Consider the following 25,933-nt stretch of genomic DNA (forward strand, 5'->3'; position numbering starts at 1 on the left):
TAAAGAGTACAAAGATAATCATTCGTAAGGATTATGAAATAGGTGTAGGCATTTACAAATTATATTTTTAAAATCTGATCAATTTTTATGATAACAAACTATACATTTTTAAATGATGAATTAACAAAAATTTTTCAGGCATTATTTTCTAATTTTTTCTAAAAAGGTAATTTTCTGATTAATTACTGTTAAAAATCAATAAAAGATGGGAATTATATAAATACCTCAAAAATCAATGGAAGATAATTGCGAATTCATTATTATAAATTTGCAATAAGTTTATAATTAAATAAAAATCAAACGAAACTTAACATGAAAAATAAATTAACTACTCTATCACTTTTATTACTGGCTTTCGCAGGAAATGCTCAGGATATGTCAACAACATCAGTTCAAAAAACAGTTGAAAAAGCACCTTACGATAAATGGTCTATTGAATTGAATGGTGGTGTAAATAAACCAACAAGAGCATTGACTCCTGGCTATTCAACAGCTACTTTAAATCCATTTCATGCAGACTTGGGTGTAAGATATATGTTTAATCCTAAATTTGGTTTGAAATTAGATTTTGGATATGACCAATTTCAGGAACGTGATGATACTGCTCCATTTGAAAGCAGACAATTAAGAACAAGTTTACAAGGGGTTATTAACCTTGGAAGAGCATTAGATTTTGAAACATGGACAAATACATTTGGACTTTTGGCTCATGGTGGTTTTGGAGTTTCTCAATTGACTTCTGACAATGGTTTTGATGGTGAAGATTATATGGGTCATGGTATCCTTGGACTTACAGGACAAATAAGACTGAGTAACAGCGTTGCCTTAACCGGGGATTTAACCGGTATAGTGAATGGAAGACAAAATCATAACTTTGATGGAATGAGTCCTACAACTACTGGTTCATTTGACGGCGTTTTATTAAATGCATCTGTTGGTTTGACTTTTTACTTAGGTAAAAATGAAAAACATGCTGACTGGGTTGGAGAAGGAAACAGAATGGATGAGTTAGAAGAAAGAGTTTCAACAATCGAAACAGGTCTTTTAGATACTGATAAAGATGGTGTTGCAGATTTATATGATTTAGAACCAAATACAGTAAGTGGAGTTGCAGTTAATACAAAAGGACAAGCCATAGATAATAATCAAAATGGTGTGCCGGATGAATTAGAAAGCTACTTAGAAAAAACGTATGGTCAAAACGGTAATGGTGCTACAAATAACACTATTGAAGAATTAATTAATGGTGGATACGTAAATGTTTATTTTGATTTTAACTCTTCAAAACCAACAAATGCTTCAATATCAGGTGTTGATTTCTTAGTAAAATATTTGAAAAACAATCCAGGGAAATCGGCAGATATCATAGGATACTCTGATGAAATTGGATCTACAGATTACAACAGTGAATTATCAAGAAAAAGAGCTGAAGCTGTAAAAAGTATAGCTATAAATGCTGGAATTGATGCTTCAAGATTAAATGTAATTGCAAACGGTGAAGATACTTCTGTGAACAAAAACTCTCAGGAAGCAAGACAAATCGTTAGAAGAGTTACTTTTAAAGTAAAATAATTAATAAATTTTAAAAAACCGTTTCAAATATTTGAAACGGTTTTTTTTGAAGAATAAAAAAGGACAAAATCTAAAGTTAGATTTTGTCCTTTTATTTTATAAATAATTATTGAAATTAATCAATGGCTCTTTTTGTAATATCTCCAAAAGCATCAATTCTTCTGTCTCTGAAAAATGGCCAGTTCTGACGTACATTTTCCTGTAAATCAAGATCAACTTCGGCAATAAGTATTTCTTCTTTATCATGAGAAGCTTGTGCTAAAATTTCTCCTTGAGGGCCGGCAATAAACGAAGAACCCCAAAACTGAATTCCGTCTGTTCCCTCAATGTATTGTTCCAGTCCAATTCTGTTTGCTGCAGCAACAAAAACTCCGTTTGCAACAGCATGCCCTTTCATAACATTCATCCAGGCACCATATTGGTTTTCTCCATATTGCTCTTTTTCTTTTGGATGCCATCCAATTGCTGTTGGATAAAACAAGACTTCAGCACCTTTTAAAGCTGTAATTCGGGCAGCTTCCGGATACCATTGGTCCCAGCAAATCAGAGTTCCAACAGTTCCTTTTTTAGTTTGGATAGCCTGAAAACCTAAATCGCCAGGAGTAAAATAGAATTTTTCATAAAAATGAGGATCATCCGGAATATGCATTTTACGGTATAAACCTGCTTCTGTTCCGTCTGTATCAATAATGTATGCGCTATTGTGATAAATTCCTGCCATTCTTTTCTCGAAGAAAGGAACAATAACAACCACTCCTAATTCTTTTGCTAATTCGCTAAAAGCAATGAATGAAGTACTGTAAAGTGGCTCTGCTAATGCAAAATTATCTACATCTTCACTTTGGCAAAAATAATGACTGCTGTATAATTCAGGTAATAGGATAACTTCTGCACCTTTAGTGGCAGCATCCCTAACCCAGTTAATACATTTTTTAAGATTATTTTCAGCAACATCGTTAAGGTTTAACTGAATAACGGCTATTTTATATTTTCTTTTTGGCATGACCTAAAATTTAGATTGCAAAAATAGTAATTTTTAGAGGAATGGCAAAGAATACAAAGACGGCAACAGATAGGTCAAAGAATTATAAAAAAAACACCAGTCTTTAAAAGATTGGTGTTTTAATTATTTTAGAATAGTAAGTAGTAAATCGGGATTATTGTTTTTTAACTAAAATTACATTACCATAATTAGAGTTAACAATAACTTTATTCTGACCTTTTTTCCTATTGAAACCGCTTATTCTTTTTGAATTGGCCTTGGTTTCATTTACAGCAATTTCTAAACTGCCATCACTTTTAATATTTGCATATTTTGTATTAATATCAAAGTCAAAAGCATAATTGGTGGTGTAGCCTAATGAAATATTAGTATATCCTGTATTAATGTTGACATTTTTAGATTTGTCATTCAAAAGTCCAACATTTATTTTAGAATAGTTCCCATCGATGTTCAAGTTATTGGAAATTTCATTGATAAAAATGGTCAGGTAATTTCCTGAACCGATAATAGAGTTAATTTTCTGAAACTTAAAAGTTCCGTAATTACCTTCGTATTTTATATTTTGGCCTTCCTGAATCGAAACATCTGTGTAATTAGCATCGAGGTGTAAATTTCCACAGTCGTTTATTTTTAAGCCTGAATAATCCGCTTCAATTTTACCCTCTTTAATATAGTCGATACTTGAATTTTGAGAATATCTAATCTCAATTCTGTTATTAGAACCATTGAGCTTACCTAATATTATTTTTCCGTATTTACAGGAAATATCTGTGGTTGACTCTAAACTGGGAGCATTAATATTTCCGTATTTATTATTAATTTTTACAGTTCCGTTTTTCGGAATTTTAATCACATAATTAATTTCAAAACTGTTGCTGCTTCCCTTACTTTTTAATGAGGAGTTTCCAATTTTTGTAATCGCTGTAACCATTGATTTAAGTGCTGTAATATCAATGTCAATGCTATTTAGTTTCTCATTTACCCAATTTTCATTTCCTCCGGTAACTTTTATGGTAATATCTAAGTCAATTTTATCCTCATCCCACATTAATACTGTAATATTACCATATTTATTATCAATATCAATTCCTGCATTCGAATTAACGATATACGTTTTTTTTATACTTTTTTGCTTTGAAATAAAAGCATCACCATCATTTGAAAACCCTAAAAAAGGAATTAAAATGAATAAAATCATTTGGTTATAATATTTTTTCATCAGTTGTATTTTTTAAATTTTCGTTTTCTTCAATTCGTTGCAAAACCGTTTGTAAAAAAGATATTCTGGTTTGCAGGTTGCTGATCATAGCATAAATAATTTGTTTGTTCTCACCGTTTTTTTGGACCTCTTTAATTATTTTTTCATAATCAGAATCGAAAACTTTCATTTGTCTCAAGGCATCATTAATTATTTGTTTGTTTTCCGGTGAACTTTTTTCTTTTAATTTAATTAGCTCATTATCAATTAGAATACTAAAAATAGAATCTGTTCGTTTAGTTTCTTTTGATGCAAATTTAAATTCCTTTGGTTTCTCATTATTATTGTAAAAAACAGATATACCTAATAATAATACTATTGACGCTGCAATGGCCCAACCAGTGTGATTTTTTTTCTTCGGCTGTTTTTTATTTAATTTATTTAAGAAATTCAGCTGGTGGTCAGAATTTATTTCCTGAATATCCCACTGATTCTCAAATTTTTTAAATAATTCTTCAAAGTTGTTATTTTCCTTTCTCATATTTCCTCTAATTTTTTCCGCAAACTTTCTTTTGCCCTGCTTAATGTAGTTCTGCAATTGGCATAACTTATATTTAAGATTTCGCTAATTTCTTCCTGATCATAACCTTCAATATAAAAAAGTGTCATAACCATGCGGTAATTATCTTTTAAGCATGAAATTATATCCAAAACCTGCTTTACTTTAAGTGAATTCAAATCTATACTTTCAGAAAAAAAGCTATCATTTTCTTCAATTTTATAGAGTGTCTTATTCAGGTCTTCCATCTGAAGAACATTGTTCTTTTTATAAAAATCAATACTATAATTAATAATAATTTTTTTAAGCCACGCTCCAAAAGCCACTTCCTGTTTATAGTCGTTGATCTTTGTAAAAGCTTTCAAAAAACCTTCCTGCATGACGTCTTGTGCAAAATGTTCATCTTTTACAATTCTGTAAGCCACATTATACATGGCTTTACAATAACGATTGTAAACTTCGAATTGCGCTTTTTGATTGTTTTCTTTACAAAGTTTGATTAACTCTTCGATATTTTGATTGGTTGTGTTCAATAATGATTGATGGTTTTTTTATAATGACTTTCCTTTTTTGGGTTTGTTACACTTTTGATAAAATTAATTGTATTTTTTTAGAATGCCCGCCATACTTATAAAATGTGCTTTTTAAAATAAAAATTCAAAAGGAATGTCTTTGTTTTTGGCATAATGATTGTCTATTTTTATGGCCTGACTTTCAAAGACAATTTATAACCTCATTTTATTTAAAATACAGGTTTCGTATTTAGTATTTGAAATTAGAATAAACCTTTTAATGACAAAACGACTTATATATTACTATGTCAAACCATAAAATACTTACTATTGACAATCTGTCACTTCAGGAATTTGATTCCGAAGCAGAATTAATTCCCCTATTAACTCCCGAAGACGAAGAAGAGATGAACAATGAAGAACTCCCTTTTTCTTTACCAATTTTACCTTTACGTAATACTGTTTTATTTCCGGGTGTTGTTATTCCTATTTCTGCAGGAAGAGACAAATCAATAAAATTAATCAACGACGCAAATGCTGGTGGGAAAATCATCGGAGTAGTTTCTCAAATTAACGAAGAAGATGAAGATCCGTCAAAAGATGATATCCATACAATAGGAACTGTAGCCCGAATTCTACGTGTTTTAAAAATGCCTGATGGAAATGTTACCGTTATTTTACAAGGAAAAAAACGTTTTGAAATTGACCAGGTTGTTTCGGAAGAGCCCTATATTACTGCTACTGTTAAAGAAGTTTCTGAAGAACGTCCTGATGAAACTGATACTGAGTTCACTGCTATTTTAGATTCTGTAAAAGAATTGGCCATTCAAATAATTAAGGAAAGTCCAAACATTCCATCAGAAGCTACTTTTGCGATTAAAAACATTGAAAGCCAGTCGTTTTTAATCAATTTTGTTTCTTCTAATATGAATTTATCGGTAAAAGAAAAACAAGGTTTGTTATCGATAAGCGGATTGAAAGAAAGGGCTCTCGAGACTTTGCGCTATATGAATGTTGAACTTCAAAAATTAGAATTGAAGAATGACATTCAGTCAAAAGTTCGTTTTGATTTAGACCAGCAACAACGTGAATATTTTCTTCATCAGCAAATGAAAACCATTCAGGAAGAATTGGGAGGGGTTTCGCAGGAAGAAGAAATGGACGAGATGGGACAGAAAGCAAAAACCAAAAAATGGGATGAAAAAACCCAGAAACATTTCGAAAAAGAATTATCTAAAATGCGCAGGATGAATCCACAATCCCCTGATTTTGGAATTCAAAGGAATTATTTAGAGTTATTTTTAGAGTTGCCGTGGGGTGAATTTTCTAAAGATAAATTTGATTTGAAAAATGCTCAAAAAATATTAGATAAAGATCATTTTGGACTTGAAGAAGTGAAGAAAAGAATGATCGAACATTTGGCCGTATTGAAACTTCGTAATGATATGAAATCGCCAATTATTTGTTTAACAGGTCCTCCGGGAGTGGGTAAAACTTCAATTGGACGTTCTGTTGCCGAAGCTCTTGGTCGTGAGTATGTTCGTATTTCGTTAGGAGGTTTACGCGACGAAGCCGAAATTCGCGGACATAGAAAAACATATATTGGTGCAATGCCGGGCCGAATTATTCAAAGTTTAAAAAAAGCCGGAACTTCAAACCCTGTTTTTATATTAGATGAAATTGATAAACTATCAAGTGGAAACAGTGGCGACCCCTCTTCAGCTTTGTTAGAAGTTTTAGACCCGGAACAAAACAATGCCTTCTATGATAATTTCCTTGAAATGGGTTATGATTTATCTAAAGTGATGTTTATTGCCACTTCTAATAATATGGGTACCATTCAGCCTGCATTGCGTGACAGAATGGAAGTTATTAAAATGTCTGGTTACACTATTGAAGAAAAAGTAGAAATTGCCAAAAGACATCTTTTTCCAAAACAATTGGAAGCACACGGATTAACAAGCAAAGATTTAACAATTGGAAAAAAACAATTAGAAAAAATTGTTGAAGGGTATACTCGTGAATCTGGCGTTCGTAACTTAGAAACTAAAATTGCCCAGGTAATTCGTAATGCTGCAAAATCTGTAGCAATGGAAGAAGAATACAATAAAAAGGTCACGGATGAAGATATTGTTACCGTTTTAGGCGTACCACGATTAGAGCGTGATAAATATGAAAATAACGATGTTGCCGGAGTTGTAACTGGTTTAGCATGGACAAGTGTTGGAGGTGATATTTTGTTTATAGAATCCTTAATTTCTGAAGGAAAAGGTGCTATGACGATTACCGGAAACTTAGGAACCGTAATGAAAGAGTCTGCTACAATTGCTTTAGAATACATTAAAGCAAATGCAAAAAAACTGGCATTAGATGTTTCTTTATTTCAAAAATACAACATTCACCTGCACGTTCCGGAAGGAGCAACACCAAAAGACGGACCAAGTGCCGGTATTGCAATGTTGACATCTTTAGTTTCCTTGTTAACGCAAAAGAAAGTAAAGAAAAGTCTAGCAATGACGGGTGAAATCACGCTTCGTGGAAAAGTATTGCCTGTTGGCGGAATTAAAGAGAAAATCCTTGCAGCCAAAAGAGCTAATATTAAAGAAATCATTTTATGCCACGAAAACAAAAGTGATATTGATGAAATTAAAGCTGAATATTTGGAAGGTTTGACTTTTCATTATGTAAAAGAAATGAGCGAAGTTTTAACTTTAGCTTTAACTGATCAGAATGCTAAAAATGCAAAAACATTGAAATAAAATCAACTTTTAAATAAAAAAATCCAAATTCTAGAGTTTAGAATTTGGATTTTTTATTTACTTATAGTTTCTGCTTTTCAAGTATAGCAAGGCCAAACCGAATTTTATCATATCCCATTTTTTCTTCAAAATGATCAAAATAAGGTTTTAAAGCGTTTGGGTTTTCAAGTTCTATCTGGGCTTTTTGTAATAAAGTAACTTCTTCATCAGAAATAAACTGACTGACATCAATATCGATTCCATCCAAATATAATTTTGCCAGATGTGAAATAATGGTTGAAAGTCCTAACTTTCTTTTTATCGCAATTTCTTCAAGTGAAATTCCACTTTCAAACAATTCCAAAGTTGTTTTATAAGTAGCGCTTTCTTTTTTTATTTTAGTATTGGAAGTTTTACTTTTCTGAAATTTAATAATAGCATTAATAAATTCAGAACCATATTTTTCCAGTTTTGTTTTTCCAACACCATCTATTGCCAGAAATTCTTCATTGGTAATTGGTAGTAAAGTTTCCATTTGTCTTAAAGCAGCATCACTAAAAATAACGTATGCGGGAACTTCGTCTTCTTTTGCAATATCGTATCGTAATTTTCTAAGCGTTTGAAAAAGAGAGTTTGTAGCTGACTTAACTTTTGCTTCTTTGATTTCGTTTTTATCAATTACTTTTTTAATGACTGTTGTTAATTTTACTTTTTCTCCTTCAAACAATACTTTTTTGGCAAAAGAAGTTAATAAAATTTTGTTATGCTGATGAAAAGCGATTTCGCAATATCCTAAATTAATCAGCTGAATAAGATATTGATTCCAATCGTACCACGAAATGTCAGCTCCGATTCCATACGTTTTCAATTCCTGATAATTTTTTTCGTAAATATGAGCGTTTTTTGAGCCTCTTAAAAAATCAACAATTACAGCCAAAGGTTCAGATTCCTGCAAACGGGTAATGGCTGATAATGCTTTTTGTGCCAAAATTGTCCCGTCAAAAAATACCGGCGGTTTCTTGCAAATATCACAATTACCACAATTTTCTGTTACCAACTCACCAAAATACGAAAGAAGAATTTTTCTTCGACAGCTTAAAGCATCTGCATATTGTTTCATTCTGTCTAATTTTGCCAGCTGCACATCAGAGTTCAATCCTTCAGAAGCAAATTTCTGAAGTTGGATTACATCGGCATAACTTTCAAATAAAACAGTTTCCGCTGGAAGTCCATCACGTCCGGCACGACCAATTTCCTGATAATAGCCTTCAATGTTTTTTGGTAAGTTATAATGGATAACCCAACGCACATTTGATTTATCGATTCCCATTCCGAAAGCAATAGTAGCGCAGACTACCTGACAATCGTCATTTATAAATTCATCCTGCGTTTTCGCACGGATTTTGTTTTCTAATCCTGCGTGATACGCTTTTGCAATGATTCCGCTTTTTTGTAATTTTTGCGCCAGTTCTTCAGTGGTTTTTCTGCTTAAACAATAAATTATGCCGGATTCATTTGGTTTATTTTCAATAAAATCAACGATTTGTTTTACACGATCAAGAGCAGGACGGACTTCCAGGCTCAGGTTTTTTCTGTCGAAAGAAGAAATAAAAGTTTTAGAATTCTTTAGATTTAGTTGTTTTGTAATATCGGTACGTGTTGCTTTATCTGCTGTAGCGGTTAAGGCAAGAATTGGAGTAGAAGGGAAGCGGTTTTTTAGATATCCTAAATTGGTATATGCCGGACGAAAATCATGTCCCCATGAAGAAATACAATGTGCTTCATCAATTGCAATCAGGCTGATTGTTAATTCATTAAACACAACATCAAGATAGGATAAACTTTCGGGTGCAATGTAAACGAGTTTAAAAGTATTCGACTTTAAATTATCAATATAAAATTGCTGCTCTTCACTGGATTGACTGCTATTGATATAGCAGGCAGAAATTCCGTTGGCTTTTAAGCTGTCTACCTGATCTTTCATCAAGGCAATTAGTGGTGAAATAACAATAGTAATTCCTGGAAGAAGCAATGCCGGCAACTGAAAACAAATAGATTTTCCTCCACCAGTTGGCATAATAGCAAGCGTATCCTGACCTGAAAAAATAGTATTTATTATTGTTTCCTGATTAGGCCTGAATTTTTCAAAACCAAAATTTTCCTTTAATTTGGTATGTAGTATTTCTGAGTTCATTTGGCTGATAATTAATTTCTATGGTATATAAGAATTTTTAAATATACTATTTTTCTTATATTAAATAAATTTAAAACTGAATTTTATTTTATCATCAACAAAAAAAGGAACCCGAGTAGAGTTCCTTTTGTGTATTTAAAAAGATTAATTAATCTTCATCGTCTTCATCATCGTCTTCGTCTATAATATCATTTTTATCTTCATCGTCATCATCATCTCCGCCGTCAACATCTGGTTTGTCAAGATTTTCGTCTTCATCATCATCGTCTTCAATATCATCATCATCAAGATCAAGGCCTTTTACGGGTTCAATTACATCAACATCAACATCGATATCATCATCTTCATCGTAATTTTCAATTCTGTCAGCAAGTTTGGTACTAATTTTGACTAAATAAATAGTGTCCTCAGTTTTAACTTCAACAGCTTCTATTAGTTCGTTTTTAGCATTTCTAAAACGGATAACATCCGAGTCATCATAACCATCAGGAAATTTTTCAACCAAAAGGTTTAAAATTTCGTGGGTAAGTTTAGCGTAGTCTACTATAACTCTTTTCATAAATAATCTATAAATCTAATAAATAGGCAAAAATTAACGGAGCAACAATTGTAGCATCCGACTCAATTATAAATTTTGGAGTTTTTATATCTAATTTACCCCATGTAATTTTTTCGTTAGGAACAGCTCCGGAATACGATCCATAACTGGTTGTTGAATCAGAAATCTGGCAGAAATAACTCCAAAACGGGATATCATGCATTTCCATATCCTGATACAGCATTGGTACAACACAGATAGGAAAATCTCCAGCAATACCTCCGCCAATTTGGAAAAACCCAATTCCGTTAGAGCTGTTTTTTGGATACCAATCTGCAAGGAAAACCATATATTCAATTCCTGATTTCATGGTAGAGGCCTTCAATTCACCTTTAATGACGTAAGATGCAAAAATATTACCCATGGTACTGTCTTCCCATCCCGGTACAATAATAGGCAAATTTTTCTCAGCAGCTGCATACATCCAACTGTCTTTTAAGTCAATTTCGTAATATTCTTCTAAAACACCAGATAATAACATTTTATACATGAATTCATGTGGAAAATAGCGCTCTCCTTTATCATCAGCATCTTTCCAGATTTTGTAAATGTGCTTTTGTAAACGACGAAATGCTTCATGTTCAGGAATACAGGTATCAGTAACACGATTTAATCCTCTTTCAAGCAAAGCCCATTCATCTTCCGGAGTTAAATCACGATAGTTTGGTACTCTCTCATAATGAGAATGTGCAACTAAATTCATGATATCTTCTTCAAGATTTGCACCCGTACATGAAATAATTTGTACTTTATCCTGTCTGATTATTTCAGCAAAAATTTTTCCAATTTCTGCAGTACTCATTGCGCCAGCCATACTTACCATCATTTTAGCACCATTTGCTAATTGCTGTTCATATGCTTTTGCCGCGTCAACTAAAGAGGCAGAATTAAAATGTAAATAGTGTTTTTCAATAAACTGACTGATTGGTCCTTTCATTTTTTGTTTTTGTTTTTTATTTTTTTTGAATTAAAAGTTTTACCTCTTTGTTGTTACTGCAAATTAATGATTTTATAAATATCTAGTTTTTTAATTTGCGGTTTTTTTTATACTTTTTTTGTGTATCCCAAAATTTTCAATACGTCATCAGAAGTTTGCTGTTCAGAAAAAACCTCGGTTGCCAGAATTCCGTTTTCATCACGATCAATCAAAATATGTTTTGGCTGTGGAATTAAGCAGTGATGTAAACCTCCGTACCCTCCTATAGTTTCCTGATACGCGCCAGTATTAAAAAAACCAATATATAATGGTTTCTCCTTGTTGTATTTAGGCAAATAAATGGCGTTCATATTTTGTTCTGAATTGTAGTAGTCGTCACTATCGCAAGTTAATCCTCCTAATAAAACCCGTTCATAAGTATCATTCCAGCGATTCACCGCCAGCATGATAAAACGTTTGTTTATCGCCCATGTATCCGGCAAAGTGGTAATGAAAGAGGAGTCAATCATATTCCATTTTTCTCTGTCGTTTTGTTGTTTTTGATATAAAATCTGGTAAATGGCACCACCACTTTCCCCTACTGTGAAGGATCCAAATTCTGTAAATATGTTTGGAACATCAACTTCGGCTTCATCACAGGCAATTTTAATCTGATTAATAATTTCATCAATCATGTATTGGTAATCATATTCGAATGCCAATGAGTTTTTAATCGGGAAACCGCCTCCAATGTTCAGTCCATCAAGGGTTGGGCATTCCTTTTTAAGTGCAATATATACTTTAATACACTTTACCAATTCATTCCAATAGTATGCGGTATCATTTATTCCGGTATTGATAAAAAAGTGAAGCATTTTAAGCTCTAATTTTTCATTTTCCTGAATTTGTTTTTTATAGAACGAAACTATATTTTTATATCCAATACCTAATCTTGACGTATAAAATTCAAACTTAGGTTCCTCTTCCGCAGCAATACGAATTCCAATTTTGAATTTCCCTTTAATTTCAGCCTGAAGCAAATCTAATTCTTCATAATTATCAATAATGGGAATAGTATTTTTATGTCCGTTATTGATTAATCGTGCAATGTTACTAATATATTCATCTCTCTTAAAACCATTACAAATTACATAAGTACTTTTGTTGATTTTACCGTTTTCAAGTAAATTTTCCACAATATTTATGTCAAAAGCTGAAGATGTTTCAACGTGAATGTTGTTTTTGAAAGCCTCATTCATAATGTATTCAAAATGGGAGCTTTTTGTGCAATAACAATAATAGTACTTTGCTTCGTATTTGTTTTTTTCCATCGATTTTCTGAACCATGCCTTTGCCTTGTTGATGTTTTCAGAAATCTGTGGTAAGTAAGTGAATTTTAATGGTGTACCATATTGTTCAACCAATTTCATCAAATCTATATTGTGAAATTGTAAGTTCTCCTTATTTAATTTAAATTCCTCCTGTGGAAAATAATATGTTTGATTAATTAGGTCAGAATATTTTGTATTCATTAAGTAAAATATTTAGAGAGTGATTTTTTAATTTAGTATACGTTGCTAAACCTTAATTCAAACCCTAATATTGGCAAATACAATTTCCAGTTTTTCATTTTCTGCCTTTGAACATAAAAAAACATCAAAACAAAACGGACTTTTACTGTAATAAAAACGGTTCAACATTCTTAATAAAGAACTATTGAGACGATTTCTATAAGAACTAAAATGTCTTTGTTTATTGTTTGTTTTCATCTGGGCAAATGTAAAAAATATTATATACCAAAAGCAATGCTTTTTATTAAAAAAGTTTAAGATTTATAATCCTCAAACGCATCCAGAATGAGTTTATTTTCAACTAATTGATTAATTTTTATTTTTCCGATGCCTTCAATCAATGCAAATTGAATTAAACCGTACTCATTTTTCTTGTCGTGAACGAGTAATTCAAGTATCGGTTGTATATCATTTTCGTCAACTTTTACATCATCATAAATGCCTTTAATAGCCGATTTAATTTCAGCATATTCTTCTGCAGTAATTAAGTTTTTATGTAATGAAATATAACTTTCCAAAATCATTCCAATAGCAATCGCCTCACCATGTAATAATGTTGTTTTACTCTCACTTTCCAAAAAGTAACTTTCGATAGCGTGACCTAAAGTGTGTCCGAAATTTAACGCTTTACGGATGTTTTTCTCAGTTGGATCCTGAATTACAATTTCGTTTTTAATTTCAACAGAACGGTAAATCAATTCATCAAAATCGGCATAATCAATAGATTGTAAATTTAAAAACTTTCTCCAATAGGAAGCATCATAAATTAAACCATGTTTCAGCATTTCAGCAAGACCGGAACGCATTTCACTTTGAGGTAAAGTTTCCAGATATTGTGTATCAATCAAAACCATTTGCGGTACATTAATCACACCAATCTGATTTTTAAGATTTCCTAAGTCAACACCTGTTTTTCCTCCAACGGAAGCATCTACCATAGATAATAAAGTAGTTGGAATATGAATGAAGTCAACACCTCTTTTAAATGTAGAAGCCACAAACCCTCCTAAATCAGTGACAACGCCACCGCCCAGATTGATGACCAACGATTTTCTGTCAGCTCCTAATTCTGTAAGCACATTCCATATTTGGATGCAGGTTTCAATGTTTTTATTAGCTTCACCCGATTCGAATTCTATAATTTCTATGGTTAAATCAGTTTCTAATAAAGGTAAAAATTTAGGCAAACAATATTGATTTGTTTTGTCATCAACAATAATAAATATGTTGGAGTATTTGTTTTCTTTTAAATGATTGTTTAAAGCCTCGTATGCATTTTGGTTAAAATGTACTAAATAATTATTGGCTTGAATAGATTGCATAATTTTTCGGTTAATTGAATCGGCAAAATAAGGCATTTTTAACTAAATAATATTCAAATCAGGATTCTAATTTGTTTTAAAAATGAGTTTTTATAATCGGTAAAAATAAATTTCGTTAATCAGCTTTTAAGTAATCCAACTCTTCTTTAAGTTTTAAATTTGCTCTTTTAATATTTTTCACTGGGAATTCACTAAATTAATTTTGATACATGATGTTATGAATTTTTAAAAATATCCTTCTTTTGTTAAATAATATTCAAAACACTCTTTATCTTTGCCCAAAAAATAAATTTAATGGAAAAAATATTCGATAACACTCAGGTTGCATTTTCGTTAAAAAGTGATACGGAACTTGACAGAGCTTATTTTCTTTTTAAGATGATCGACAGCCAGCCTTTGGTACGGATAGGAACTGCTGTTACTAATTTCGCCCTAAAAGCAAATCTTCCAGTTGAAGGGTTAATCCGTGCAACCGTTTTTGACCATTTTTGTGGTGGTGTAAACGAAGATGATTGTATTACAGTTGTCGATAAAATGTTTACCAAAGGTGTTTCATCCGTTTTGGATTATTCTGTGGAAGGAAAAGAAGAAGAAGAGCAGTTTGACGCAGCTTTGGAAATGACTTTAAAAACGATAGAATTTGCCAAAGAACGTTTAGCGATTCCATTTGCAGTTTTTAAACCAACAGGTTTGGGACGTTTTGAATTATACGAAAAATTAGGAGAAAAACAAGTTTTAACTCCTTCAGAGCAAGAAGAATGGAATAGAGTAGTAGCCCGTTTTGATCAGGTTTGCAGTGAAGCTCACAAAAAAGACGTAGCATTATTAATTGATGGCGAAGAAAGCTGGATGCAGGACGCAGCCGATGATTTGGTTACCGAAATGATGCGTAAGTATAATAAACAAAAAGCTATTGTTTTCAATACCTTACAAATGTACCGCTGGGATCGTTTGGATTATTTGAAAAAATTGCATGAAGTTGCCAAAAATGAAGGCTTTTTTATCGGAATGAAATTAGTTCGTGGTGCCTACATGGAAAAAGAAAACAAAAGAGCTGAAGAGAAAAATTATGTTTCGCCAATTTGTGTTTCTAAAGAAGCTACAGATGAAAATTATGATGCAGCTGTATTTTATATGTTAGAGCATTTGGAAACTATGTCAATTTTTGCAGGAACTCACAATGAATTGAGTTCTTACAAACTGATGGAACTAATGGAACAAAAAGGAATTGCCAAAAATGATAACAGAATTTGGTTCGGACAATTATACGGAATGAGCGACAACATCAGTTACAATTTAGCAGAAAATGGGTATAATGTCGCTAAATATTTGCCTTTCGGACCTGTTAAAGATGTTATGCCGTACCTGATTCGCCGTGCTGAAGAAAATACTTCTGTTGCCGGACAGACCAGTCGAGAATTGTCAATGATCAAGGCAGAACGCAAAAGAAGAAAAGGAAAATAAAAATTACAAAATAATTACGAAACCGTCTCACAACATGAGGCGGTTTTTTTGCGCTTATTTTTTAACGTAGCTATTTCATAACATTAATTTAAAGAATAACATACAGAGAGTTAATCATAAAGTAACTATTCCATTAAATGTGAATTTTAGCAGTTAAATACATTTGTACCAAATTTAAAATTTGCTATTCTATGACAAAATATTTACTATTAAAATCAAAAAACTTTTTAACCACTTTTAATTCAGGACTAATTCCCACGCTAAGAATCGGATTATTTTCGATTGCGACACTATTGGGATTTAGCCAAAATAGTATTGCTCAAACTATAGATCTTTCTACTTATGTTAGAGTTGGTCGATACGATTTACCTGAACCAACAAGAACAGCACATCCAACTAATAATTTATTAGCTCAGGAAGCTTCCGGAGTAACTTACAACTGGGATACAAATACACTTTTTATTGTAGGAGACGGAACTACCTCTGTTACTCAGGTTTCACTAACAGGGCAATTTATTGATACGATGACACTGGCTCAGGGAAGCAGCCCGCAAGGAACCGACTTTTATGACTCTGAAGGAATTACCTATATTGGTAATGGTCAGTTTGTAATGACTGAAGAGCGCGACAGGCAAGTGGTTTTATTTACGTATGCTGCCGGAACGACACTTACCAGAGCAAATACTAAAACTGTAAAATTAGGGACTTTTGTAAATAATACAGGTACAGAAGGACTTTCGTATGATCCTTTAACAGGTGGTTATATTGTTTTAAAAGAAATTTCTCCAATGGGAATTTTCCAGACAGGAATCGATTTTAATGCCGGAACAGCTACAAATGGTTCAGCAACTACAGATAATTCAGTTAATATTTTTGATCCTGCTTTGTTAGGATTTTCAGATGTTGCTGATGTTTTTGCTTTATCTAATTTGCCTGCATTGAACGGACAGCCTTTATACAATAATTTATTGGTATTAAGTCAGGAGAATGCCAAAGTGGTAAATGTTGACCGAAACGGCACTATTTTAAGTACCTTAACAATTGTAGCAGATCTGGGAAATCCTTTGGATGCTCCTTCACAACAACATGAAGGACTTACTATGGATCGCGATGGTAATTTATATATTGTGAATGAAAATGGCGGAGGTGATATTGATCATCCGCAACTTTGGGTTTATGCTCCTTCAGCTATACCAAATCAGGCACCGATAAATGTTGCTTTAACAAACACAACAAATTCTGTTTTAGAAAACTCAAATACAACTTCTGCAGTTAAAATTTCAGATATTCTTGTTACTGATGATGGATTAGGAACAAATAACCTTTCAATATCCGGAACAGATTCCAATGTTTTTGAAATCAAAGGTGCAGCTTTATATATCAAAGCTGGAACTGTATTGGATTATGAAACTAAAACAAGCTACAATATCACTATAAATGTAGATGATGCAGCTGTTGGATCTACTCCTGATGCTTCTGTTAATTTTACATTAGCTGTTACAGATGTAGTAGTTGAAACTATTCAGGCTGCCACAATAAGTATTTCAGAAGTAGCACCGTGGTCAAGCAGTAATAGTTTGGTGGGAGCAGATTGGTTTGAAGTGACCAATAACGGAAATACTGCTCTTGATATTACAGGATGGAAATTCGACGACAGTTCTAAATCATTTGCTGTTGCTTTAACATTAAACGGAATTACAAGTATTGCTCCGGGTGAATCTGTAATTTTCCTTGAAACAACCGCTTCTAATAACGCAACTGTTATTACAAATTTTAAATCGGCTTGGTTTGGCAGTAATGTTCCGGCTAATTTGCAAGTTGGAAGTTATACAGGTAGCGGAGCAGGTTTAAGTACATCAGGAGATGAAGTAAATTTATACGATGCCAGCCAAAACCTTAAAGCTAGTGTGAGTTTTGGAGTAGCAACCACAAACAAAACCTTTAATAATGCGGCAGGTCTTAACAATACTGCCATTTCTACATTGAGTCAGGTAAATGTTAATGATGCTTTTGCTGCCAAAAATGATACGAATCAAATTGGTTCTCCGGGAACTACAGGAAAACTATTTATATCTGAAGTAGCACCCTGGTCAAGCGGTGACAGCCCAGTTGGATCTGATTGGTTCGAAGTTACTAATACTAAAGCCACAGCGATTGATATCACAGGTTGGAAAGTAGATGACAATTCACAATCACCTGCAGCAGCTGTATTATTAAACGGAATTACAACTATCGCTCCCGGAGAATCTGTAATCTTTATTGAAACGAATGATTTAGCCGGAAAAACTACTGCATTTTTAAATAACTGGTTTGGAGCAAATCCTCCGGCAGGCTTAAAAATTGGAAACTATACTGGTAGCGGTATTGGTTTAAGCGGAAGTGGCGATCAGGTTAATTTATATAATGGAGTAAGCAGTACACCTGTAGCTTCTGTATTATTTGGAGTTTCATCAACCGGTACTTTTAAAACATTTGATAATACTGACGGACTTATTACAATTACTACTCCAGTTACACAATTAAGCGCAGCAGGTACCAATGGAGCATTTATTGCCGTAAATAGCAGTAATGAGATTGGTTCTCCGGGAGTTTTCACCAAGACAAGTCCATCTTTGGGTGTTGAAAATCCTTCTGATATTGAGGATTCATTTAAGGTAATTGCTTATCCTGTTCCTTCCAGTTCAACTTTCCAATTGGATTTATCAACCATTAGTAATGACGCCGTTTCTATAAAAATATATGATATGAACGGAAAGCTAATTGAAGCCTTTGATTTCAGCGATGTTGAGGAAGCAAAAAATCAAAAAATAGGAGGCAATTATGCATCAGGAATTTATAATATCCTTGTTGTTCATGGAGAATATAGAAAAACATTACGTGTGATCAAGAGATAATAACACCAAAACTTTTTATATAAAAAAAAGCCGTTTCATATTTGAAACGGCTTCTTTGATTGTGTGTCATAGTATTGAATACTTAAGAAAAAACTACTGTTTTATTACTGTAAACCATTGTTTTACGCTCGGCATGCAATTTTATTGCTCTTGCTAAAACTATTCTTTCTAAATCACGGCCTTTCATAATGAAATCATCAACAGAGTGAATATGGGATACACGGGCAATATCCTGCTCAATAATTGGGCCTTCATCTAATTCTTCCGTCACGTAGTGGCTGGTGGCTCCAATAATTTTAACTCCCCTTTTAAAAGCGGAGTGATAGGGTTTTGCACCAGGAAAAGCCGGTAAAAAGGAGTGATGGATATTGATAATTTTATTCTCGTAAAGCGAAATCAAACCAGGAGTTATAATTTGCATATAACGCGCCAAAACGATAAAATTAATCTGAAATCTTTTTAGCAGTTCAATTTGCTTGGCTTCACCTTCTTCCTTATTGTCTTTGGTGAAAGGAACACAGTGAAACGGAATATCGAAACGTTCTGCAATAGAACGTAAATCGTTATGATTACTAATGATTACCGGAATTTCAACATTCAGTTCACCCGCACTATATCTTCCTAAAATATCAAAAAGGCAATGATCATATTTAGATACAAACAATGCCATTTTAGGTTTTTGTTCCTGATTGTACAAATCCCATGACATGTTAAAATCACTAGCAATTGTCTTGTCAAAATCAGATTTAAGGGCTTCAATGGTAATGCGGTGATTAGATAATTCACATTCTAATCGCATAAAAAATACATTTTGCTCGCGATCAACATGTTGGTCAATGTAGGTTATATTTCCTTCAACTTTAGCGATAAAAGTAGTCACAGCCGCAATAATTCCTTTTTGGTCTTTGCAGTGAATAAGAATGGTTATTTTTTGCATTTTAGTATATTGGTTAATCTATAATCGCTAAACGATTAGATAAATTTATTTTCCGTCCTGCATAGCAAAAACACTTTTTAACAAAGGAGTTGTTCTTGCGCTGATATTATTACGAATTTCCTTTTCTTCTACGGCAATCATTTTAAAAACGCCTGCCAAAGCCTGATTCGTTGTATAATCTGTCAAATCCGGATTTACCTTTTTCACTAACGGAATCGTATTATATTTGGTGATAATTTTTGTCCAGACCGCATCAGCACCTACTTTTTCAAAAGAACTTTTTATCACAGGATTAAATTTACCGTATAAAGCTGTAGTGGTACTGCTTTGCAAATAGCTGGTTGCTGCAACGTCATTTCCTAACAAAATGTTTTTGGCATCTGTAAACGACATGTTTCTAACCGCCGAAACAAATATTGGAGTAGCTTCTTTTACCGCATCTTCAGCAGCACGATTCAATACTTTTATTCCCTCATCTGCAAGCGAACTCAGTCCAATTTTTCTTAAAGTGGCATCTACTTTTTGCAGTTCGGCCGGCAGGAGAATTTTTACGGCTTCATTTCTGTAAAAACCATCAACAGAAGTCAATTTACTTACCTGCTGTGTAATTCCTTTATTCAGGGCTTCTTTTAATCCGCCAGCAATATCGACACCTCCAACTCCGGGAATCTGTGATATTTGAGGAAATTGATTTAAAGTTTGCTGCATTTCAGCACAGGATGCAAGCGAAAACGTAAGGGCCAATAATATAATCTTTTTCATGTTGGGATTTTATAAGTTCAAAAATACTACTTATTCAAAAACAAAGCCACAATTTTATTTCAGGAGCAGAAACATTTTGTTTCATAATTAACTTTTGTCCCGCTATTCGTTGCAATCTTTTATGCCGAACCCCGGCACAAAAGGATTTCCACTATTATCGGGGCTAAATCACAATTTTACGTTTCATAAAGTATTTAGTACTTTATTTCTTTAGTAAATCAATTTCTTCTTTTGTCGAGTTGACATAAACAGACATTACACTGTATTTCCAATTAACTTTCTTTTCAGCAACAACAAATAAAACACCAGTTCCCTTTGAACCTTTTATAGGAATTTGAATGTCACAGTTTCCTTTTTCGCCGTTAACATTAATACTGCCAGAGGTCATTCCGTCTGATTCAATAGGGCTTCCTAGTTTTTCAATGACTACTTTATTATGCTGTACTTCAGTCATAGCACCTTTATAGGCATCGGATTCTTTTATCATAGAGGTAACTCCGAAAAAGATTCCGGCTATAAATAACCCAAAAAGAACCAAAAGACTTAAACACCCCGTTGGAACAAACCATTTCCAGTTTCTGTCCCACCAATTTTTTCTAACTTCAGTGTAATTTTCTTCCATAATATTTTATTTTTAATTTATGAAAGATACTATTTTCCTTTAAATTCAAATACTTATTTTTTTTATAAAACATAAATCCATAGTAGTAATCAAATATTAAAAAAATTTGTAAATTGCTCCCTTAAAATTATCATATTCATAAAATGGAGCAACAAATACCATATATTCCTAAAAATAAAGTAAGAATTGTTACAGCCGCATCTCTTTTCGACGGACATGATGCTGCCATAAATATTATGCGACGCATTATCCAGTCAACCGGAGTCGAAGTTATACATTTAGGTCATGATCGAAGTGTTGAAGAAGTGGTGAATACAGCCATTCAGGAAGATGCCAATGCCATTGCCATGACATCCTACCAGGGCGGGCACAATGAATACTTTAAATATATGTATGATTTGCTTCATGAAAAAGGAGCAGGGCACATTAAGATTTTTGGCGGAGGCGGAGGCGTAATTCTGCCAAGCGAAATTGCAGAATTGCAGGACTATGGAATTACCAGAATTTACGCTCCTGATGATGGTCGTTCTATGGGTTTGCAGGGAATGATTAATGACTTGGTTGAACAATCTGATTACCCGATTGGAGATAAACTAAACGGAGAAATTGATCATATCGAAAATAAAATTCCAACCGCAATTGCACGATTAATTTCGGCTGCAGAAAATTTTCCCGAAATCGCAAAACCGGTTTTTGATAAAATACATGAAAATAATGCCAATTCTAAAATTCCGGTTTTGGGAATTACAGGAACTGGCGGTGCTGGAAAATCATCTTTGGTGGATGAATTGGTTCGTCGTTTTTTAATTGATTTCCCTGAAAAAACAATTGGATTAATATCTGTAGATCCTTCCAAAAGAAAAACAGGAGGAGCACTTTTAGGAGACAGAATCCGTATGAATGTCATTAATAATCCGCGCGTTTACATGCGTTCGCTGGCAACACGCCAGTCCAATTTGGCTTTGTCTAAGTACGTTGCCGAAGCGATTCAGGTTTTGAAAGCCGCAAAATATGATTTGATTATTCTGGAAACTTCCGGAATCGGACAATCTGATACCGAAATTATGGATCATTCTGATGTATCCTTATATGTAATGACACCCGAATTTGGAGCTGCAACACAATTAGAGAAAATTGACATGCTTGATTTTGCTGATTTAGTAGCATTAAATAAATTCGATAAAAGAGGTGCATTAGATGCAATTCGTGATGTAAAAAAACAATACCAGCGTAATCATAATTTATGGGATAAAAATCCGGACGAAATGCCGGTTTTCGGAACCATTGCTTCGCAGTTTAACGATCCCGGGATGAATACGCTATACAAAGCGATTATGGATAAAATTGTCGAAAAAACAGATTCAGAATTGCAATCGACTTTTGTAATCTCAAAAGAAATGAGCGAGAAAATCTTCGTGATTCCGCCACACAGAACCCGCTATTTATCTGAAATTGCAGAAAGCAACAGAAGTTACGATGAAAGCGCACTTTCGCAGCAAAAAGTAGCTCAGAAATTGTACGGAATATTTAAAACAATCGAATCGGTTTCAGGAAAACTTCCACAAATTAATAAAGCAGGAATTGATGATTCGACCGTTTTAACAAGCGCAATCGAATCACATGACGAAAACAGAATCTTTTTAAATCTTTTACTCAATCAATTTGATAAAGTAAAAATGGACCTGGATCCGTACAATTGGGAAATTATCCTGAATTGGGATGAAAAAGTAGCCAAATATAAAAATCCGGTTTACAGCTTTAAAGTCCGTGATAAAGAAATCAAGATTGCAACACATTCTGAAAGTTTATCACATTTACAGATTCCGAAAATTGCTTTGCCTAAATACGAAGCCTGGGGCGATATTTTGCGTTGGAATTTACAGGAAAATGTGCCTGGTGAATTTCCGTTTGCTTCAGGATTGTATCCTTTCAAACGTGAAGGCGAAGATCCGTCAAGAATGTTTGCGGGCGAGGGCGGGCCCGAAAGAACCAATAAACGTTTTCATTATGTGAGTGCAGGATTACCTGCAAAACGACTTTCGACAGCTTTTGACAGTGTGACTTTATATGGAAACGATCCGGATATTCGACCTGATATTTACGGAAAAATCGGGAATGCCGGAGTTTCGATTTGTTGTCTGGATGATGCTAAAAAACTGTATTCAGGTTTCGACTTAGTACATGCTTTAACTTCTGTAAGTATGACCATCAACGGACCAGCGCCAATGCTGTTGGGCTTTTTTATGAATGCCGCAATCGATCAGCAATGTGAGTATTATATTAAGGATAATGATTTAGAAAAAGAAGTTGACATAAAAATCAACAATATATATAAGGAAAAGGGAACTGAACGTCCCAAATACCAAGGAGATTTGCCGGAAGGAAACAATGGCTTAGGATTAATGCTTTTAGGTGTAACCGGAGATCAGGTTTTGCCTTTGGAAGTTTATAATGAAATAAAAGCCAGAACATTATCGCAAGTTCGTGGAACTGTTCAGGCTGATATTTTAAAAGAAGATCAGGCGCAAAACACTTGTATTTTCTCAACCGAATTTGCTTTGAGATTAATGGGCGACGTTCAGGAATATTTTATTACCCAAAACGTTCGTAATTTTTATTCAGTTTCGATTTCAGGATATCATATTGCCGAGGCCGGAGCAAACCCAATTACGCAATTGGCTTTCACGCTTTCAAATGGTTTCACTTATGTGGAATATTACTTAAGCCGCGGTATGAGCATTAACGATTTTGGACCCAATTTATCGTTCTTTTTCTCGAACGGAGTAGATCCTGAATATTCGGTTATTGGTCGTGTAGCACGTAAAATTTGGGCGAAAGCCATGAAAAACAAATATGGAGCCAACGAAAGAGCGCAAATGCTGAAATATCATATTCAGACTTCTGGACGTTCGTTACACGCTCAGGAAATTGATTTTAACGATATCAGAACCACATTGCAGGCTTTGTATGCCATTTATGACAACTGTAATTCATTGCACACAAACGCTTATGACGAAGCGATTACAACACCAACCGAAGAATCTGTACGTCGTGCCATGGCAATCCAGCTGATTATCAATAAAGAATTAGGTTTGACGAAAAACGAAAACCCAATTCAGGGTTCGTTTATCATCGAAGAATTGACCGATTTGGTAGAAGCAGCCGTTCTACAGGAATTCGACCGAATCACAGAACGTGGCGGAGTTTTAGGCGCAATGGAAACGATGTACCAACGTTCTAAAATTCAGGAAGAAAGTTTGTATTACGAAACTTTAAAACACAACGGAGATTTCCCAATTGTGGGTGTAAATACGTTCCTGAGTTCAAAAGGTTCTCCAACAGTAATTCCGGCAGAAGTAATTCGCGCCACCGAAGAAGAAAAACAATATCAGATTACAATGCTGGAAAATTTACACCAGTTTCACGAAGCAAAAGTAAATGAGCACCTAAACAAGCTACAGGAAGCCGCCATTAAAAACGAAAACTTATTCGACCATTTAATGGAAGCTACAAAGGTTTGTTCTTTGGGTCAGATTACTTCAGCGTTGTTTGAAGTTGGTGGACAGTATAGAAGGAATATGTAGATTTTAATTTTTTATAGATTTATTGAAAACCTCTCAAGATAATTGGGAGGTTTTTTTATGAGAGACAGAACGGAATAGAGGCTAAAGTGATTTATTTGATGAAATATTTGCATCAGACAAATGAGAATTATGACCTGTAATTAAGATATTGTTTTATATTTGGCACACAAAAGTGCTCCTGAAGAGAGAGCCTGTATGTTTTCTGCTGTATGAGATTTATAAATTTCCTCGAAGAGCAAAGCCATTTTAATGCAAATAAATTATGATCAGAAAATTACCATTGTTGTCCCTGTTGGGATTTCTTTTTTGTAGCACCGCATTTTCTCAGGAAAAATATTTGGATAGCGTTAAGGCGGTTATTGAAAAAGATTTTGCCAGGATAAAGCTGGAGGACTTCCAGTATCTGGTTCCTTTTGAAAATAGAAAAGGTGCCGGATATTTTAATTCAAAAAGCAATAAGGCTGTCCTGAAGCCAAAATATCATAAGCTGGATTTTGCCAAACCTAACCTTAAGGGGAATTTTGACAATACTGCTTTTTTTGAGATTGACGGCAGGACAAAAGAAGTTAAGGTCTATTTGCAACAGTGGAGGATTTTCGATGACAATTCAGAATATCATGAGCCCATAAGCAAAGGATACTCAAGAGGCTTTTATGTGGTTAATAACAAGATTTTTTCCTATTCGGGTATCTATACCTACTGCCCTTATCTATTCAAATATAAAAACAGGAATTTTGCTATTGCCTTAAAAGATGGCAAAAAGGCAGTGATAAATGAGGACGGAGAGACAGGAAGCAATCTGGGGTTTGACTATTTGGCTTTGGAGATGGTGAATCTTGGAAATGACATCATCTGGTTCAAATACAAGAATTCGGCCGGAGAGGAAGGATTCATCAATATGGATGGGGAAAAGAAGCTGGTGAATGATATAATCAGCGGGAGCAACAGCAGTACGCAAGGCAATTTCTCCTTTATTGATACAGAGCGTTCGCTGCGCATCAACTATTATGGATACTCGGTGGAGTATAATGATGAGTTGAGTGGTGTGCTGGACATGCTGAAGATGCAGTGGGTCATCAGACCGCAGAAAAAACTTGAAATCATAGCGATAAATTATACCACACAGAAGATGCAGGGAGATGAAGTTACCGTCGAAAACAGGGCAGGGCTTAAATTCTATTTTAATGTCCGTGACCAGAAAAAGCAGACGGAATACTATATTGATGATAAGTTGAAGACGTATATGCCGTAATGATGCATAACATACGTTCTTGGTTCGACTATATTTATTTGCATTGAAATGCTTTCAGAATATTTTTAGGGCTCCCATTTACGGGGCTTTTTTTGTAGTTTATGGGTGGATTTGTTCGCTTCCCGCAGTCTTTCCTCTGCTGCCGTGAGCGTCTCGCTCGTGCGCACCAGCTCCCCCGCTAGCCTACCGTGTGGACACAAATATAATTTTGCTATTTTTATTTCAGAAACAATTA

General features: G+C 33.9%; 18 protein-coding genes. 6 read left to right on the forward strand and 12 right to left on the reverse strand.

What is annotated here, in order from left to right; translation table 11 throughout:
* The first annotated feature begins 312 nt into the window (after window positions 1-312).
* Window positions 313-1,572: an OmpA family protein gene (locus tag ABI657_RS08230; protein ID WP_348096767.1), complete on the forward strand. Its 1,260-nt coding sequence runs from the start codon at window positions 313-315 to the stop codon at window positions 1,570-1,572.
* Between the two features lie 115 nt (window positions 1,573-1,687).
* Here the strand turns inward: ABI657_RS08230 and ABI657_RS08235 are convergent, their stop codons facing one another.
* The 4 genes from ABI657_RS08235 to ABI657_RS08250 all read right to left on the reverse strand — a co-directional run bounded on the left by ABI657_RS08235 (window position 1,688) and on the right by ABI657_RS08250 (window position 4,865).
* The gene (locus tag ABI657_RS08235) at window positions 1,688-2,575 is read right to left on the reverse strand and encodes a carbon-nitrogen hydrolase (RefSeq protein WP_348096768.1); all 888 of its coding nucleotides are present in this window, start codon (window positions 2,573-2,575) and stop codon (window positions 1,688-1,690) included.
* Window positions 2,576-2,729: 154 nt separating this feature from the next.
* Window positions 2,730-3,794 carry a hypothetical protein gene (locus ABI657_RS08240; RefSeq protein WP_348096769.1) on the reverse strand — a complete coding sequence of 355 codons (1,065 nt, stop codon included), beginning with the start codon at window positions 3,792-3,794 and terminating at the stop codon, window positions 2,730-2,732.
* A complete protein-coding gene (locus ABI657_RS08245; RefSeq protein ID WP_348096770.1) occupies window positions 3,778-4,314 on the reverse strand; it encodes an anti-sigma factor in 537 nt (178 codons plus the stop codon). Before ABI657_RS08245 ends, ABI657_RS08240 begins: the two co-directional genes overlap by 17 nt.
* A complete protein-coding gene (locus ABI657_RS08250; RefSeq protein ID WP_348096771.1) occupies window positions 4,311-4,865 on the reverse strand; it encodes a sigma-70 family RNA polymerase sigma factor in 555 nt (184 codons plus the stop codon). The genes ABI657_RS08245 and ABI657_RS08250 overlap by 4 nt, the downstream gene beginning before the upstream one ends.
* A gap of 284 nt (window positions 4,866-5,149) precedes the next feature.
* Between ABI657_RS08250 and lon the strand changes: the two genes are divergently transcribed.
* Window positions 5,150-7,603 (forward strand): endopeptidase La, encoded by a 2,454-nt coding sequence (gene lon, locus ABI657_RS08255; protein ID WP_348096772.1) that lies wholly within the window; start codon window positions 5,150-5,152, stop codon window positions 7,601-7,603.
* 61 nt (window positions 7,604-7,664) lie between these two features.
* Here the strand turns inward: lon and recQ are convergent, their stop codons facing one another.
* The 5 genes from recQ to aroB all read right to left on the reverse strand — a co-directional run bounded on the left by recQ (window position 7,665) and on the right by aroB (window position 14,183).
* Window positions 7,665-9,776 (reverse strand): DNA helicase RecQ, encoded by a 2,112-nt coding sequence (gene recQ / locus ABI657_RS08260; RefSeq protein WP_348096773.1) that lies wholly within the window; start codon window positions 9,774-9,776, stop codon window positions 7,665-7,667.
* Between the two features lie 148 nt (window positions 9,777-9,924).
* Complete coding sequence (locus ABI657_RS08265) at window positions 9,925-10,335, reverse strand: DNA primase (protein ID WP_348096774.1); 411 nt, start codon at window positions 10,333-10,335, stop codon at window positions 9,925-9,927.
* A 7-nt stretch (window positions 10,336-10,342) separates the two neighbouring features.
* Window positions 10,343-11,311, reverse strand: a complete 969-nt coding sequence (locus ABI657_RS08270; protein WP_348096775.1) for a deoxyhypusine synthase family protein — start codon at window positions 11,309-11,311, stop codon at window positions 10,343-10,345.
* 107 nt (window positions 11,312-11,418) lie between these two features.
* Window positions 11,419-12,822, reverse strand: coding sequence for an arginine decarboxylase (locus tag ABI657_RS08275; RefSeq protein ID WP_348096776.1), 1,404 nt, complete (start codon window positions 12,820-12,822; stop codon window positions 11,419-11,421).
* A gap of 293 nt (window positions 12,823-13,115) precedes the next feature.
* The gene (gene aroB, locus ABI657_RS08280) at window positions 13,116-14,183 is read right to left on the reverse strand and encodes a 3-dehydroquinate synthase (protein ID WP_348096777.1); all 1,068 of its coding nucleotides are present in this window, start codon (window positions 14,181-14,183) and stop codon (window positions 13,116-13,118) included.
* A gap of 294 nt (window positions 14,184-14,477) precedes the next feature.
* On the opposite strand from aroB, the gene ABI657_RS08285 reads away from it, so the two are divergent.
* Both ABI657_RS08285 and ABI657_RS08290 read left to right on the forward strand, forming a co-directional pair.
* On the forward strand, window positions 14,478-15,647 hold the full coding sequence (locus ABI657_RS08285) for a proline dehydrogenase family protein (protein ID WP_348096778.1): 1,170 nt from the start codon (window positions 14,478-14,480) through the stop codon (window positions 15,645-15,647).
* 191 nt (window positions 15,648-15,838) lie between these two features.
* Window positions 15,839-18,541, forward strand: coding sequence for an SdiA-regulated domain-containing protein (locus ABI657_RS08290; RefSeq protein WP_348096779.1), 2,703 nt, complete (start codon window positions 15,839-15,841; stop codon window positions 18,539-18,541).
* A gap of 82 nt (window positions 18,542-18,623) precedes the next feature.
* Here the strand turns inward: ABI657_RS08290 and purU are convergent, their stop codons facing one another.
* The 3 genes from purU to ABI657_RS08305 all read right to left on the reverse strand — a co-directional run bounded on the left by purU (window position 18,624) and on the right by ABI657_RS08305 (window position 20,862).
* The gene (purU, locus tag ABI657_RS08295; RefSeq protein ID WP_348096780.1) at window positions 18,624-19,478 is read right to left on the reverse strand and encodes a formyltetrahydrofolate deformylase; all 855 of its coding nucleotides are present in this window, start codon (window positions 19,476-19,478) and stop codon (window positions 18,624-18,626) included.
* A gap of 45 nt (window positions 19,479-19,523) precedes the next feature.
* Window positions 19,524-20,240 carry a DUF4197 domain-containing protein gene (locus tag ABI657_RS08300; RefSeq protein WP_348096781.1) on the reverse strand — a complete coding sequence of 239 codons (717 nt, stop codon included), beginning with the start codon at window positions 20,238-20,240 and terminating at the stop codon, window positions 19,524-19,526.
* A gap of 202 nt (window positions 20,241-20,442) precedes the next feature.
* Window positions 20,443-20,862: a cytochrome c oxidase assembly factor Coa1 family protein gene (locus ABI657_RS08305; protein ID WP_348096782.1), complete on the reverse strand. Its 420-nt coding sequence runs from the start codon at window positions 20,860-20,862 to the stop codon at window positions 20,443-20,445.
* Between the two features lie 143 nt (window positions 20,863-21,005).
* Here ABI657_RS08305 and ABI657_RS08310 point away from each other — a divergent pair, with 143 nt between their 5' ends.
* Window positions 21,006-24,446, forward strand: a complete 3,441-nt coding sequence (locus tag ABI657_RS08310) for a methylmalonyl-CoA mutase family protein (protein ID WP_348096783.1) — start codon at window positions 21,006-21,008, stop codon at window positions 24,444-24,446.
* Window positions 24,447-24,708: 262 nt separating this feature from the next.
* Window positions 24,709-25,698: a hypothetical protein gene (locus ABI657_RS08315; protein ID WP_348096784.1), complete on the forward strand. Its 990-nt coding sequence runs from the start codon at window positions 24,709-24,711 to the stop codon at window positions 25,696-25,698.
* Window positions 25,699-25,933 lie beyond the last annotated feature (235 nt).

The sequence above is a fragment of the Flavobacterium sp. genome, assembly GCF_039930565.1.
In the GTDB taxonomy this organism is placed as follows: Bacteria; Bacteroidota; Bacteroidia; order Flavobacteriales; family Flavobacteriaceae; genus Flavobacterium.

What these genes read in the sequence shown, in the direction of transcription:
- ABI657_RS08230 (WP_348096767.1), top strand. Translation starts at nt 313, where the DNA reads ATGAAAAATAAATTAACTACTCTATCACTTTTATTACTGGCTTTCGCA.
- ABI657_RS08235 (WP_348096768.1), bottom strand. Translation starts at nt 2,575, where the DNA reads ATGCCAAAAAGAAAATATAAAATAGCCGTTATTCAGTTAAACCTTAAC.
- ABI657_RS08240 (WP_348096769.1), bottom strand. Translation starts at nt 3,794, where the DNA reads ATGAAAAAATATTATAACCAAATGATTTTATTCATTTTAATTCCTTTT.
- ABI657_RS08245 (WP_348096770.1), bottom strand. Translation starts at nt 4,314, where the DNA reads ATGAGAAAGGAAAATAACAACTTTGAAGAATTATTTAAAAAATTTGAG.
- lon (WP_348096772.1), top strand. Translation starts at nt 5,150, where the DNA reads ATGTCAAACCATAAAATACTTACTATTGACAATCTGTCACTTCAGGAA.
- recQ (WP_348096773.1), bottom strand. Translation starts at nt 9,776, where the DNA reads ATGAACTCAGAAATACTACATACCAAATTAAAGGAAAATTTTGGTTTT.
- ABI657_RS08265 (WP_348096774.1), bottom strand. Translation starts at nt 10,335, where the DNA reads ATGAAAAGAGTTATAGTAGACTACGCTAAACTTACCCACGAAATTTTA.
- ABI657_RS08270 (WP_348096775.1), bottom strand. Translation starts at nt 11,311, where the DNA reads ATGAAAGGACCAATCAGTCAGTTTATTGAAAAACACTATTTACATTTT.
- ABI657_RS08275 (WP_348096776.1), bottom strand. Translation starts at nt 12,822, where the DNA reads ATGAATACAAAATATTCTGACCTAATTAATCAAACATATTATTTTCCA.
- aroB (WP_348096777.1), bottom strand. Translation starts at nt 14,183, where the DNA reads ATGCAATCTATTCAAGCCAATAATTATTTAGTACATTTTAACCAAAAT.
- ABI657_RS08285 (WP_348096778.1), top strand. Translation starts at nt 14,478, where the DNA reads ATGGAAAAAATATTCGATAACACTCAGGTTGCATTTTCGTTAAAAAGT.
- ABI657_RS08290 (WP_348096779.1), top strand. Translation starts at nt 15,839, where the DNA reads ATGACAAAATATTTACTATTAAAATCAAAAAACTTTTTAACCACTTTT.
- purU (WP_348096780.1), bottom strand. Translation starts at nt 19,478, where the DNA reads ATGCAAAAAATAACCATTCTTATTCACTGCAAAGACCAAAAAGGAATT.
- ABI657_RS08300 (WP_348096781.1), bottom strand. Translation starts at nt 20,240, where the DNA reads ATGAAAAAGATTATATTATTGGCCCTTACGTTTTCGCTTGCATCCTGT.
- ABI657_RS08305 (WP_348096782.1), bottom strand. Translation starts at nt 20,862, where the DNA reads ATGGAAGAAAATTACACTGAAGTTAGAAAAAATTGGTGGGACAGAAAC.
- ABI657_RS08310 (WP_348096783.1), top strand. Translation starts at nt 21,006, where the DNA reads ATGGAGCAACAAATACCATATATTCCTAAAAATAAAGTAAGAATTGTT.
- ABI657_RS08315 (WP_348096784.1), top strand. Translation starts at nt 24,709, where the DNA reads ATGATCAGAAAATTACCATTGTTGTCCCTGTTGGGATTTCTTTTTTGT.